11 protein-coding genes are annotated in these 13,389 nt (G+C 53.8%); 7 read left to right on the top strand and 4 right to left on the bottom strand.

Annotation, left to right across the window (positions count from 1 at the left end; translation table 11 throughout):
- Nucleotides 1–30 precede the first annotated feature (30 nt).
- The 4 genes from FQ705_RS11785 (at nucleotide 31) to FQ705_RS11770 (ending at nucleotide 5,142) form a co-directional block, all read left to right on the top strand.
- A complete protein-coding gene (locus FQ705_RS11785) occupies nucleotides 31–954 on the top strand; it encodes a LysR substrate-binding domain-containing protein (RefSeq protein ID WP_144140934.1) in 924 nt (307 codons plus the stop codon).
- 1,400 nt (nucleotides 955–2,354) lie between these two features.
- Nucleotides 2,355–3,752 (top strand): cytochrome ubiquinol oxidase subunit I, encoded by a 1,398-nt coding sequence (locus tag FQ705_RS11780; RefSeq protein ID WP_186307865.1) that lies wholly within the window; start codon nucleotides 2,355–2,357, stop codon nucleotides 3,750–3,752.
- 33 nt (nucleotides 3,753–3,785) lie between these two features.
- Nucleotides 3,786–4,784 carry a cytochrome d ubiquinol oxidase subunit II gene (gene cydB / locus FQ705_RS11775; RefSeq protein ID WP_144140930.1) on the top strand — a complete coding sequence of 333 codons (999 nt, stop codon included), beginning with the start codon at nucleotides 3,786–3,788 and terminating at the stop codon, nucleotides 4,782–4,784.
- Nucleotides 4,777–5,142, top strand: coding sequence for a hypothetical protein (locus FQ705_RS11770; protein WP_144140928.1), 366 nt, complete (start codon nucleotides 4,777–4,779; stop codon nucleotides 5,140–5,142). Before cydB ends, FQ705_RS11770 begins: the two co-directional genes overlap by 8 nt.
- 381 nt (nucleotides 5,143–5,523) lie before the next feature.
- Here the strand turns inward: FQ705_RS11770 and FQ705_RS34050 are convergent, their stop codons facing one another.
- Nucleotides 5,524–5,709, bottom strand: coding sequence for a hypothetical protein (locus tag FQ705_RS34050; protein WP_186307833.1), 186 nt, complete (start codon nucleotides 5,707–5,709; stop codon nucleotides 5,524–5,526).
- 890 nt (nucleotides 5,710–6,599) lie between these two features.
- Between FQ705_RS34050 and FQ705_RS11760 the strand changes: the two genes are divergently transcribed.
- Together FQ705_RS11760 and FQ705_RS11755 are read left to right on the top strand one after the other, a co-directional pair.
- On the top strand, nucleotides 6,600–7,475 hold the full coding sequence (locus FQ705_RS11760; protein WP_144140926.1) for an alpha/beta fold hydrolase: 876 nt from the start codon (nucleotides 6,600–6,602) through the stop codon (nucleotides 7,473–7,475).
- Between the two features lie 337 nt (nucleotides 7,476–7,812).
- Nucleotides 7,813–9,291 (top strand): SulP family inorganic anion transporter, encoded by a 1,479-nt coding sequence (locus tag FQ705_RS11755; RefSeq protein ID WP_144140924.1) that lies wholly within the window; start codon nucleotides 7,813–7,815, stop codon nucleotides 9,289–9,291.
- A 155-nt stretch (nucleotides 9,292–9,446) separates the two neighbouring features.
- Here the strand turns inward: FQ705_RS11755 and FQ705_RS11750 are convergent, their stop codons facing one another.
- From FQ705_RS11750 to FQ705_RS11740, 3 genes are all read right to left on the bottom strand, one after another.
- Nucleotides 9,447–10,079 (bottom strand): cupin domain-containing protein, encoded by a 633-nt coding sequence (locus tag FQ705_RS11750; protein ID WP_144140923.1) that lies wholly within the window; start codon nucleotides 10,077–10,079, stop codon nucleotides 9,447–9,449.
- A 228-nt stretch (nucleotides 10,080–10,307) separates the two neighbouring features.
- A complete protein-coding gene (locus tag FQ705_RS11745; RefSeq protein ID WP_260854454.1) occupies nucleotides 10,308–11,285 on the bottom strand; it encodes an alpha/beta fold hydrolase in 978 nt (325 codons plus the stop codon).
- A gap of 260 nt (nucleotides 11,286–11,545) precedes the next feature.
- Entirely contained in the window at nucleotides 11,546–11,815 is a 270-nt protein-coding gene (locus tag FQ705_RS11740) for a hypothetical protein (RefSeq protein WP_144140921.1), read from the bottom strand.
- 868 nt (nucleotides 11,816–12,683) lie between these two features.
- Here FQ705_RS11740 and FQ705_RS11735 point away from each other — a divergent pair.
- A complete protein-coding gene (locus FQ705_RS11735; RefSeq protein WP_144140919.1) occupies nucleotides 12,684–13,220 on the top strand; it encodes a carboxymuconolactone decarboxylase family protein in 537 nt (178 codons plus the stop codon).
- The last annotated feature ends 169 nt before the right edge of the window (nucleotides 13,221–13,389 follow it).

Raw genomic sequence — 13,389 nt, 5'->3', positions numbered from 1 at the left:
AACTTCTCAATCCAGAAGCGGAGCTTATACGTGTCTATTCGAGAAATTGAAGCGTTTCGTGCTGTCATGACCGCGGGTACGGCAAGCAAGGCAGCGCGGCTCCTGGGCGTATCCCAGCCTGCAATAAGTCAGTCAATACGCAAGCTGGAAGCCTTGGCGGGTTTGCGCTTATTCGAGCGTGTACGCGGCCGGCTCCAGCCGACGCAGGAGGCGATGGCGCTGATGTCGGAGGTTGACCGATATTTCATCGGTTACGAAGCGATCGAGCATCGCATTCGTAGCTTGAGACTGTTCGGCCTCGGGCGTCTCTCAATTGCCTCATATCCCGCGCTTGGCAACTGCTTCCTCGCCCGAGCGATCGCGTCGTTCGCGCCGGAACAGCGCAAGATGCAGATGATGCTACAGGTCACCAGTTCTAAAGAGGTGTATCAGCATGTAGCCTCAGGCCAAGTCGATTTCGGTTTGCTGAACGATGAAGTAAATACGCACGGCGTCGAGTCCTCGTCGTTCTCCGTGCTTCCGGGCGTAATTGCCATGTCGCCCCATCATCCACTTAGGAACAAACGAACGCTACAACTCGAAGACTTGGCGACCGATCATTTTATTGATATGAATCCAGAGGACTCTGCCCGACGCCGTCTGGAAACTGCTCTAACAGAACGCCAGGTGCAGCTGCGCTCCATTGTTGAAACTCCACTTTCCGCAACTGCTTGCGAACTCGCGCTGTCTGGTATAGGGCTCGCGATGGTGCATCCCATCGCCGCCTTGGACTTCGTCCCAAAGGGCCTTGTCATTCGCCGCCTCTCTATGGATATAGAGTGCCGAACCCTGCTGGCGTTCCGCCCCGGACGGCCGATCTCAGAGAACGGCAAAGAGTTCTTGAGATGTCTACGCATGCAACTTGAAAAGGAAACTGAACAGGTAAATCTCGCTCTCGATCGCAAAGCTCGCTGACTCAGTTTTGGACGAAAGTACACGAACGACTACCTATGAACGACCAGGAACTCCAGTTCGAAGACGGCTTGCTATTCCCGTGCAACTCAAGTCGTGCAGTGCCAACCAAGATCTGCCGGCTCGAAAACAGCGAAGCTGCAGTTCCTAGCCCGTGAGACGGCTATTACTCCAACCAGAGCAATGACCACGGTTGTAACGTGCCACGCCCCGCAAGTGACAGGCCTCGATTAATTGAGCCTCGCGAAATAGGCAAGGAAGTCAAAACTTCGAGCTTTCAGAATCACATTGCTCAATCTGCAGAGCTTGATGTTCCCCGACGTTCGCGTTGAATTGAATGCATTCGACTTGTACACAGGTTGCTCACACACTGGTTGTCTCTCGAAACGAGTTTGATACGACCGATTCTGGGCTGACTCCGTTCCCGGCCGATCAGAGCTCAGCCGTTAAAGGCTCTCGATAGGTACCGATATTATCTCGCCTCGATACGGTGTTAAGACCGACTCCTCTGCTACTTTGAGAATCCGCCGCCTGTTCAGTTCGAACGCGAGGCGTATCTGCTGTTCGCTCCTGTCGCGCGCTCCTAACTGCACCTGAACGGCGTCACAGGCTATGGACAATGCGCGATAGCCCCAGCCAAACGCGTATACAGAAAAACACAAAGTGCAATCCCGATGCAGTGACGGCAAGCTCATTTGAAGCAGTGGTTCATTCATCGTAGTACTCGCAGGTTACGTGAAAGGATGCCCGGTGTTTACGCTCCTCCGGATTATAGGGCGCATGGCGAACGGGACGAAAGCGGGAAGGGGTGTGAAACCAGCAGTTTGATCGACCTGACCGCAAACGGTCACGAAGCAGCAAGTCGTGGGGCAATCTGCGTTGCTTCATGAGTGAACCGTTAAGCCGATATCTATGCGTCGTCTCTCAGATCAGATCTCGACGCCGCCTCCGGTGCGAACACTCGGCTCGTACTGTGAACTTTGGGACCACATGTCGGAGCAAACGTGCCATCCTAGTTCGATGGGGTATTACGTCCCACCGCCGAAAAGAGGTCTTCCTTTTGCCCCGATTAAAGTCGGTACTTCTTTACACAATAGTGCGTTTTAGCCAAAGCTCGTTTGGGTTATCCCCTAAAGTCAATCGAGATGATTGGTTGGGCCGCAATTTTTCGAGAAAACTCGGGTCTTGTGCCATCCGAACTCGAGCTGCTGTGTTCTCATTCGCGCCCGTCTAGGCCCTATTCACAACGAAAAAATCACACCCCGAAACAATTCGAAGTTTGATCACGCCACTGGAGATGTCCTTTACCCGTCGTCTTTCACTGACGACACCGGATGCCGACGGCTTCAATTCCGATCCCCCACAGATACAGGCGAGACGCCCCCGGTGCGTCCGGCAGGAGAATACCCGTGGCACTTACCGCTACCGATCTTTCCAGAATTCAGTTCGCGTTTACCATCTCCTTTCACATAATTTTCCCAGCAACCAGTATCGGGCTTGCATGTTTCGTAGCTGTCCTTGAAGGAGCATGGCTCAGGACTAATAAAGCGCACTACAAGGTGCTTTGCCACTACTGGTCAAAAGTCTTCGCAATGACCTTCGGGATGGGGGTTGTGTCGGGTGTCGTCATGGCGTATGAGTTTGGGACCAACTGGTCGGGGTTCGCGAAAACTGCAGGTTCGGTGACTGGCCCGTTGCTCACTTACGAAGTGATGACCGCATTTTTCCTAGAAGCCGGGTTTCTCGGGATCATGCTGTTCGGCTGGGAGAAAGTTGGTCGCCGCGCGCACTTCGCCGCCACGGCACTAGTCGCGACGGGTACCGTGATCTCCACGTTCTGGATTTTGGCTTCGAACAGCTGGATGCAAACGCCACGCGGTTTCGTCTTTGAAGATGGGCGTATCGTCCCGACGCGCTGGCTCGACATCATCTTTAATCCATCGTTCCCCTACCGGCTAGTCCATATGACGATCGCCGCGTTCCTCGTCGCTGCCCTACTCGTTTGTGCCACGGGAGCATGGCATCTGCTGAAGGGCCGGCGCGATCAATCTATCAAGACGATGTTTTCGATGTCACTGTGGATGATTCTTGTCTTGGCCCCAGTGCAAATCATTGCCGGCGATCAGCACGGGCTAAACACCCGAAAATACCAGCCGGCGAAACTCGCGGCTATCGAAGGTCTATGGGAAACGGAACAGGGTGGGACATCACTAAATCTGGTAGGTCTCCCCGATATGAATGCCGAAGTTACCCGATACGCAATTCAGATTCCTCACCTAGGAAGCCTCATTCTGACGCATAGCTGGAACGGGCAGATCCAGGGGCTCAAGTCTTTCCCCAAAGCAGACCGCCCCAACTCCACGATAGTATTTTGGACTTTTCGTGTCATGGTCGTTCTCGGCCTGTCGATGCTCGCGCTAGGATTTTTCGCGGTTGCACTGCGTGCAGTTGGCCGCTTGTATGAAAGCAAAGCTCTTCAGTATCTCGCCCTCTTCATGGGACCATCGGGATACATCGCCTTATTGATGGGTTGGATCACTACGGAGGTCGGCAGGCAACCATGGGTCGTTTACGGTGTCCTCCGAACGTCCGACGCGGCATCTCCAGTCCCTGCCCAAACTATTGGCCTTTCCTTGATGATGCTAGTCATCGCTTACTGCATGGTCTTCGGTACAGGCGCATATTACATATTCAAACTTTTGGGTAGCGGACCATCCGCAGAAAATAATCCGATACCGCTTAAAGAGCTAGCAGGGCCGCCCAACAGATCAGGACGTCGACCGCTCGCAGCAGCGGAATAGGCATCTGCAAGTCACACCGACCGGAACTTTGATATGGATCTAACCGTCATCTGGGCCGCAGTAATCGCGTTCGGCCTCTTCGCCTACGTCGCGCTCGACGGCTTTGATCTTGGCGTTGGCATTGTCTTCCCATTTTTCCCCGACGACAAAGAACGCGATCGTATGATGCACACCCTGGCGCCGATATGGGATGGCAATGAAACCTGGCTGGTGTTCGGTGGCGCGGCGCTGTTTGCGAGTTTTCCTCTAGCCTATTCGATAGTGCTACAAGCGCTGTACCTCCCGATTTTCCTTATGCTTCTATGCTTGCTCCTGCGTGGCGTATCGTTTGAAGTCCGTGGGAGAGCGAAGCGAACGAAAAACGTGTGGAGCCTGGCATTCACGATTGGTTCCGCGGGCGCGAGCCTCTTTCAGGGAATAGTGCTTGGTGCGTATCTACAGGGAATTCCGATTCGCGACGGTGTCTTTTCTGGTGACGCTTTCTTCTGGGTATCTCCGTTTAGCCTCCTAACAGGTCTCGGCCTTATGTCTACGTACACATTGTTGGGTGCATCCTGGCTCGTCATGAAAACCGACGGAGAACTACAGAGGAAATTACACCGACTTGTGGTCCCACTTTCATTTGTGTTGCTGTTTTTCATGGTTTCCGTTTCGATCTGGACGCCTCTCTCAAACGCTCAGGTTGCGCAACGATGGTTTTCCACACCTGTCTTCTATCGGCTCCTTCCGTTTCCCTTTGCGGCTCTCATTGTCGCAGCGTTGCTAATTCGGGCGGCCATGCGAAGAAACGACGGGTTGCCTTTTGTGCTGGCGCTACTACTTGTTTTTCTCGGCTATGTTGGCATTCTTGTAAGCGTGTGGCCTTACGCAATTCCAGACGCAGTTACGCTTTGGGACGCAGCCGCACCGAAGACAGCGCAGGTATTCGTTATAGTGGGCGCAATGGTTATCGTACCCATAATTATTTTGTACACCGCAGCCGGATATTGGGTTTTCCGTCACAAAGTGACTGTGGTTCCTGAACATGATTGAGTTGAAAGCGCTTCGCCTCACGCGACGTAAATTAGCAGATGTGGTGAGTTATGCATTTCCGATGGTCGAACGTGCGATGTGCATGACAGAAAACGAAGCTAGTCGAAAAAGCCAAAACCTGGAGCAAATCGCAGAGCGTGCGGCCCCAAGTCATCCGCTATTATTCGCCAACAGAATATCAACGGCCCGGCGCTCAAACCAGCATCGGCTGGACATAAACCCAATCAACGTCCCCAAGCCACGCGGCGGCGGCCCGCGATCCATCGGCTGGTTCATTGGACTGTGGATTGCCGGCTTCATCGGCGCTTTGCTACTCGCGTTACCATTTCGGCTACTTGTCTCGATGGCTATGCGTTGAGGCTGGCACCCAAGCTGGATCAATTGAGGATCAACAACCGCTAACTTAATGATGTGCAGGTTCGTACTTGCTGATCGGGGGCTCAGGAAATAGCTGTGGCCACTGCAAGCGGGCGCGGGATGTCTGCCGTCAACGGAAGTGCAATTCACCATTCGGCGGGGTGAGCTACGTCGAATGGCGATCCAAGGCTCGTGCACCCCATCTTTGGAAGTTGCATGCCTACCGTGCTAAGCTGCCACGCGTTAACTTCCGTTTTTCCCATCGGAAAGCTCGAGGTCGTGATGGCCGTCTCGCACCGTCACACGGAGAACCGTGCCGGCACGTGGCAGACGCTCAGCCAACTTCTGTCCCCGACGGGCGAGTATGCCCGCTCAATTGGAATCAGTTCGACGCCTGCTCCGAAGCATTTTTTGCTTCGAGAATTTTTCGGTGTTTCGCGTAGAGCAGCCGGGTTTGCGCTACTTTGAACCTGAGCCCGAAGCTAAGTTTGCGAAGGCACCATGCGAGGAAGAAGGCGCGTCCGGGGGATTCGTGCGGAAAATTAGGAGTCGGCAGAATGACCAGCATCACTAGCCTCCCGAAGTGCTCGCGGAAGAATCCAGAGCCGGCTTCATTGTCAGCGCTCAAAGCGGGCTGAAGCGCGGCAGGCTTGAGTCGGCCAGAACTTATGACTGCGCCGAGCGACCTTTCCCTTGGCCGCACAACATGGTTAATCACCGCGACTAAAATCTCGCCTCCGTTGCGAAAGTGCCCACAAATTGTCCCACGAGTGAACCTTGCCCTCACGGCTACACCCTATAGGGACGTCGCTCAGATGCCGTGTGGGGCATACAGCCTCTTGGCCGCGTCGAGAATCTGGCAGCGACCTTCTTGCGCCTGTCATCTTGTTTTTTTCATCGGCTGTATCAGCTGAAAAGCGCTCGATAAAAATTGCACTCAGGATTCTCCTCCCGTTCGAGATGCACGTATGTCTCTCCAATTCTCGCTGATTCTCAGTCGTATCGATGCAGTTGCAGAAAAAATACTGCGTCGCACGATCGCTACGTCGCGACGATCCGATTTAAGGATAATAATTTTCCTAATATTCGGTTAAGCGAGGTCATCAAACACCACTCAATGCGACGGTCAAACCGACGCTATCGCCACACGTCGATGCAACACGACTAATCGTCAAACAGCTCTGTGTCGGCCGAACCTGGATCTTTTTTACCTGACATGTCGTCCACTGCATAAGTTCGAAACTAGGCTCGCAGTGCGTTTTCTAAAATCCAGTTCTAACGATGAAGAGAGAAGCCACCTTTCAGGATAATTTAGTCAGACGTACGGTGGACACACATCGTATGAAGTAAGGCACGGCTAGAGAAGGGCTAGCCCGCCAACCCTTGCGGCGCCCAGCATGGTTCGCGGCGGATATCGCGACTTCATGGACCTTTGATCAACGCAATCGAGACGAAGAGATGACTAATATTCCTGTTGTGCATCACAAGACGGCCAAAGTTGATGGAGTCGACGTCTTTTATCGAGAAGCAGGCCCGGCAAACGCACCGGTCGTTCTTTTGCTCCACGGCTTTCCCACCTCGTCTCACATGTTCCGCAACCTGATCCCGCTGCTCGCCGACAAATATCGAGTCATCGCGCCCGACTACCCGGGCTTCGGCCAGAGCGACGCGCCAGATCATACTAAGTTTGAGTATGGGTTTGGCCATTACGCAGATATCGTGGACGATCTGCTCGGTCAACTCGGCGCCGACCGCTACACCATGTATGTCATGGACTACGGCGCACCGGTAGGCTACCGTCTTGCTCTCAAGCATCCGGAGCGCGTAACTGGCTTCATTGTCCAGAACGGCAATGCCTATGAAGAGGGTCTTCGCGAATTCTGGGACCCGATCAAGACGTACTGGGCAGATCACTCCCAAAAGAACCGGGAGGCCTTGTATGTTCTGGTGAAACCCGAAACGACCAAATTCCAGTACACCGATGGTGTCTCCGATTTGACGAGAATCAGCCCAGACAACTGGGTGCACGATCAGGCGTTACTCGATCGGCCGGGCAATCGTGATATCCAGATGGATCTGTTCCGCGACTACGGCACAAACGTACCCCTGTACCCACAATTCCAAGCGTTCTTCCGCGAACGGAAGCCGCCGACCATCATTGTGTGGGGCAAGAACGACGTGATTTTCCCTGAGGCCGGCGCACATCCGTACGTCCGTGACCTTCCCGATGCGGAGGTTCACATTCTCAACACGGGACACTTCGCACTCGAGGACAAGCTCGACGAGATGGTACCGCTCATTCGAAGCTTCCTCGACCGTACAATCGGTCGATAGGCTGCCCGGATACACACCGCAATGGCGGTGTGTATCCGGTTCCGTTTTTCGTTCAAGAATACTGCAACACGTCAATAATTTCGATCGCAGCAAATGAGGCCCGATTCACGATATAGCGAATTTATCGGAGATACCTCATCTTACAGCTGTAGTGGTCGAGCCGGGTCCGGTGTCAAGCCGCAAACTCTCTGACGGCGGCAAGAACTATACGCGAGCACGGCGGAACCAGCCAGAATGACTGGCAGTCAGACGTCTCAATCTTCATATTCGTACGACAGACGGGTAGTTGCCGCTGATCAGCGTTCGTACGAATTCCCTACAATCCTCGCAACCATTCATGCAGAAATCTTCCTTTTTCGACGAATGGTTCTCGAATATTCGTGGCGACATCCTTGCAGGCGTCATTGTCGCACTTGCACTTATCCCTGAAGCGCTGGCGTTCTCCTTCATCGCGGGAGTGGATCCGAAGGTGGGACTGTATGCCGCGTTCAGTATCGCCGTCGTCTCGTCGATTACTGGCGGCCGCCCAGCAATGATCTCCGCTGCGACTGGCTCGGTCGCCCTCATCATCGTTTCCCTAGCGAAAAGTCATGGCGTGGAATATGTTCTGGCTGCAGGAATTCTGGCGGGAGCACTGCAATTTTGTGCGGGTACTATTGGACTGGGAAGTCTGATGAGTTTCGTCTCCAGATCGGTAATAACCGGTTTTGTGAATTCCCTTGCAATCCTGATCTTCCTCGCCCAATTGCCGCAACTGCGCCACGTTTCCTTATACGTCTATGCGATGGTTCTCGGTGGTTTGTCCATAATCTACATCCTGCCGCGGTTTACGAAGTCTCTCCCTGCTCCGCTGGTTTGCATCATCGTCTTAACTGCCATATCCCTCATATTTCATTTGAAAGTGCGAACCGTCGGCGACATGGGATCATTTCCAGATAAGCTGCCTGTCCCAATGTTTCCCAGCGTACCTATCTCCTTCAGAACGCTAGAAATCATCCTCCCCTATTCAATCGCGGTTGCAGTGGTAGGCCTGCTGGAATCGCTTATGACTGCCTCGATCGTCGACGACTTTACGCACATCGAAAGCGACAGAAACCGTGAATGTCGCGGTCAAGGTATTGCCAACATCGTAGCAGGCGTTTTGGGGGGGATGCCAGGATGCGCAATGATCGGCCAGACCGTGGTGAACCTGCAATCGGGGGGCCGAGGTCGCCTTTCTACTTTTGTTGCTGGTGCCTCTCTCTTGATGCTCGTTCTCTTTGCCGGCCAGTGGGTCAGACAAATTCCCATGGCAGCACTGGTAGCCGTGATGATCATGGTGTCAATCAGCACATTTAGCTGGCGCTCGATCCTCAACGTCCGGACACACCCGAAGAGCGCGTCAATTGTGATGGTCACTACCGTTGTTGTTGTCGTCGCAACCGGAAACCTGGCTATCGGGGTTTTGGTAGGAGTAGTGCTCAGCTCCTTGTTCTTCGCGTCGGAGACTCGGCAAATGCTGTTCATCAGGTCCTCGCTTGACGAACAAAAAAGAGAACGTAGTTACTTTGTCCAGGGGCAAGTATTTTTCGCGTCCTCCGAAGATTTTGTCGCAAATTTTGATTTCACGGAGGCGCTGCAATGTGCGCGTCTGGACCTGTCCGACGTTCGCTTTTGGGACATCACGGCCGTCGAGGCACTCGACAAAGTCGTGGAAAAATTCCGTCAAAGCGGGATCTCGGTTCAAGTCACAGGGCTAACCGACGAAAACTCGACGATGATCAAAAAATATTCGATGTACGAGGATCTGCCGTCAGCAAAGGTTTCCCCTCGCTGACGCTCACTCGCTGCTATTTGGCGCCGAGCCACTCACTGAGAGGAGCGACAGGCCAATCACCCTCTCAAAACGAAAGTTAACATCTGTCCAACCAGCCAGCTGTCGTCAATCCACGTCGAAAGGGTACCGGTCTCCTCACCCCTCGATTGCGGACTTCACATACCGGTCGGCTCATTCGCCAAATGGCCGTTGCGTAGCAAGATCAGCGCCGATGCGTTCGCGCAAAGTTCGTGTCTGGCATGCTTGTGCAGTCGCAGCCATGTGCCGGCCGGATAATGTTCGACTCCGTTGATGAGTTCCCCAGAGAGGACCAACAGCTCTTCCCCTCGTGGATGCGCATGATCACGAGTATGCGCACCAGACTCCCATGCAACGAAGCTCACGGCATGTCCCTGCTTCGACAGGTCCGCGACTCCCATACGGGGTGCGTGCGCGTCGCGCCAGACTCTCGTCTTCGCGAACGATACATAACGCTCTCCATGTTGGAGACACTTTTCTCGGTAGACAAAAATCCGAGCACCCGAGGAACGAGCTGTGACGACGCCCGCGCCGAATCGAATGGCAAAGTCCCCTACCTCAAGACACAGATTGCCCAAATCGACTTCGCCAAACAAAACGTAGAAATCGTAGCGCGATTCTTGACTGATCTCCCAGCTTTGACCGGGCCCAAGTTCGACGACTCCTGACCAGTGCGGATCATCGGCCTCAGAAAGATGCATCAGTCCGATTCCCGAACCAGGTTGCGCATCCAGGTCGAAATATGCGCTTTCAACGACTGCGTCGTCCATGCGACTTCCTTCATTTTTTCTGTAGAACTGAGCGCCACTTGATCCCGCTCAAGTTTTCCGGCGACTGCTCTCGAAGCCGCCAAAGAATTCTCAAACTCGAATCAGATAACGCTCAACTCGAAAGACGCGATTTCAGGAAATCCCGACCGGATAATCGAATCCAGCTCCGCCTACCAGCGACAAAAGTTGGCGGTGCAATGCCAAGAAACCTTAGTCGAGTCGAGCCATTCAGTCTTTAACGAATTCCAGAATGTCCGCATTAATTGTCGCAGCCTCGGTCGTGGGCATACCATGCGGAAACCCTGGGTACGACTTCAGTGTACCGTTCCGGAGCAGCTTGACAGTAAGAGGCGCGGAGTCTGCATAGGGGACAATCTGATCATCCTCTCCATGCATGACGAGCGTCGGCACGCGAATCTTCTTCAAGTCTTCCGTGAAATCGGTTTGGGAAAAGGCGACGATGCCGTCGTAGTGTGCTTTCGCCCCACCCACCATGCCTTGCCTCCACCAGTTTTCGATAATGCCCTCCCGCGCCTTTGCGTTGGGTCGGTTGAATCCATAAAATGGGCCTTCCGCTATCTCGCGATAAAATTGAGCCCGGTTGCTCGCAACTTGCTCCTGGAAGTTATCAAACACACTCTTCGGAAGTCCGCTAGGGTTCGTCGCTGTCTGGACCATCAGCGGCGGTACGGCGCTGATCAGCACCGCCTTCGAGACTCTGCTCTCTCCGTGACGTGCAATATAGCGAACCACTTCTCCGCCACCAGTGGAATGTCCGACGTGGATTGCATCCTTAAGATCAAGATGCTGCACGACCGTAGCCAGGTCATCTGCATAATGATCCATATCGTGCCCTGTTGCGGTCTGACTCGACCTCCCATGTCCTCGACGGTCGTGAGCGACGACGCGGAATCCATGATTGAGGAAATACATCATCTGCGCATCCCAGTCGTCCGAGCTCAGCGGCCACCCGTGTGAGAAAACGATGGGCCGACCATTCCCCCAGTCCTTGAAGAAAATTTTCACACCGTCTTTCGTTTGCACTGTATCGCCTGCCGTCGACTGGCGATTTTGCTCACGCGATTCTTTATTGTTATTTGCCGACGCGTACCCGGGCATCGCTGCTAATGCACCCAGTGCCGCCGCCATCTTGAATACACCGCGTCGCTTCGAAGGCCGGGATACAGCAGAGTCAATAGACCACATTTTTTGCTCCTCATACTTGAAAATTTAAGGGAACCACGCTCCTACAGGACCCACTCTCTTGGGTGGCTGCACAGGCCATTCTGGCGGCTCGTGTGACGCGCTTCCATTTTCTTCTCGCGCGGTCGGTGCGTTGCACGTGGCGACCGATTTTGGCAAGTCTTATGGGGTAAATCGCGCCAACAGATACTCTTAAAAACTTGCAACTTGGAGATCGAAGTCCGTACCGTCCGGCTCAGTTCACAGCGGGCGCGTGGCGAGAATCAAGAACCAGCGAAAGAAGTATCCGGTCTCAACCACCTCCCCCTTATCAAGAAAACAAGATGTTTTCTTGATTTATCGAAAATTTTTGAAATTCTCAGCGCTGAGCGAGTCAGCGTCGACACCTTGGACATAGTTGTCGCGGTCGTTTGTTGATTTCCCAAAGCAATAGCCAGACATCCGGAGTTGCGTGGTCGCATAGCAAGTCGGCCATAGGTGCGACGTCCGCCGGAAATCGCCAGCTTCCCGTCGCCTAACCTCATCTTTTCCATGTGCATCTCTCCTTGCTCGATTCTCCATCGTACATACAGGCCGCAGTCCCCGCGTCAACGACATGACGCAATGTTGCAAGACAATAATCGTGCGAATTTGCTAACTACAAAGAAAGCGCGTTGATAGGCTGTGGTTTGTGAAAGCTAAGGAGTGGTTGTGTCGACGCGAGCCGACTTAGGCCGGACCTCCATCTAACAACATTGACTCAACTTGCAAGGCAAGGGGAGAATCCGCGCGACTGGAGATACATGACGATGACGAAAAAATGTGATCCACATGTTGATACAAAAGTTGATGAAACCAACTTCAAATGTCACCGCGTCCGCAGGTCCACACTGTCCGAAGCTATTCGCGGGTCCCCCCCGTGCTGCTCACGTAAACGGCGCGAACGTTAAGGCCGGGAGCGTGTATGTTTCGCAGCTAATAGACACACCTAAGAGCGCTACTACGTCAACCAAGATCGACGAATGCGGTGTCGGGGCTGTTCTTGAAAAGGCGTCGGCATTCGTGGATAGGCGTATCGGTGACACGGCCGGCCAAGCAACCCGTCACATGCCCCATGCACGAGCGCCCAGTGGGTGGCCTCGGACGTAAAGCCGTGGGTGTTCCTATGCGAAGTCATTGAGGAGAGCCCTCAACTCCCCGGAACATTCTTGCTGGCACTCAATTCCAAAACTACGGAACAGTACTTGTTGATTGCACAACAGCGTTCTGCGCTCATGCAGATGTCCAGTTCGGTAGCGCGGCCCTTAGTCGTGTCTCGTCGCTGTTGCAGTCGAGTATTAGTATTCTAGGGAAGCTAGTCCGTCATCATATTTTTGCCATTAATTCCATTGTCTTTTCCACTGACCCACTAAGGAGTCAATCATGTCTCGTCTCACTACCCTTCCGGTCGCCGACGCGACCGGCGCCACTGCGGAACTCTTCTCGGCTATCAAAAAATCGGTAGGGAAAGTGCCGAACGTTTATGCGACGATCGGCACAAACGCACCGGATGTCTTGGCGGCGATCTTAAGCCTTGATGGGGTCGTTTCTAAATCGACACTCTCGAAGGCTGACAACGAGGCTATTCGACTGGCAGTCAGCGAAGTTGCCGGCTGTGATTATTGCTTGGCCGCCCACACACTAATGGGCAAAGCCGCCGGCCTCGCACCGGATGCCATGAAACGGATCCGAGTTGGCGAATCGACCGGCGACACGAAACGCGACGCACTGGTACGCTTTGTCCGAACCATTGTAACGACACATGGCACACTACCAAACGAAGAAGTGCGCTCGGTGCTCGAAGCAGGATATACCGAACGCCAGGTAATTGAGACGGCGCTCGCTATCGCGGCTATCACGTTTACCAACATCATCAATCGTGTGAACGATACGACCTTGGATTTCCCAGCTATCGCCTAACGGCAATGCGGCGTCTATCTGTACCTCAAGGATCAGTTCGGCGCCGCTCGTCTCGACAAGGCTTCGACGCATTATTCGCGCACAACGTAGAGCGCGCTCCTAGCCCAATGCCGCACCACAGAGTCGTGACCTTTTTGATGCCGGGTCGCAGCGATAACGCCCCGAACAC

It is taken from the genome of Paraburkholderia sp. BCC1884, from assembly GCF_900996225.1.
Classification (GTDB): Bacteria; Pseudomonadota; Gammaproteobacteria; order Burkholderiales; family Burkholderiaceae; genus Paraburkholderia.
Note: the sequence above shows the minus strand (reverse complement) of the source record. Positions and strands in the feature narration are given on the sequence as shown.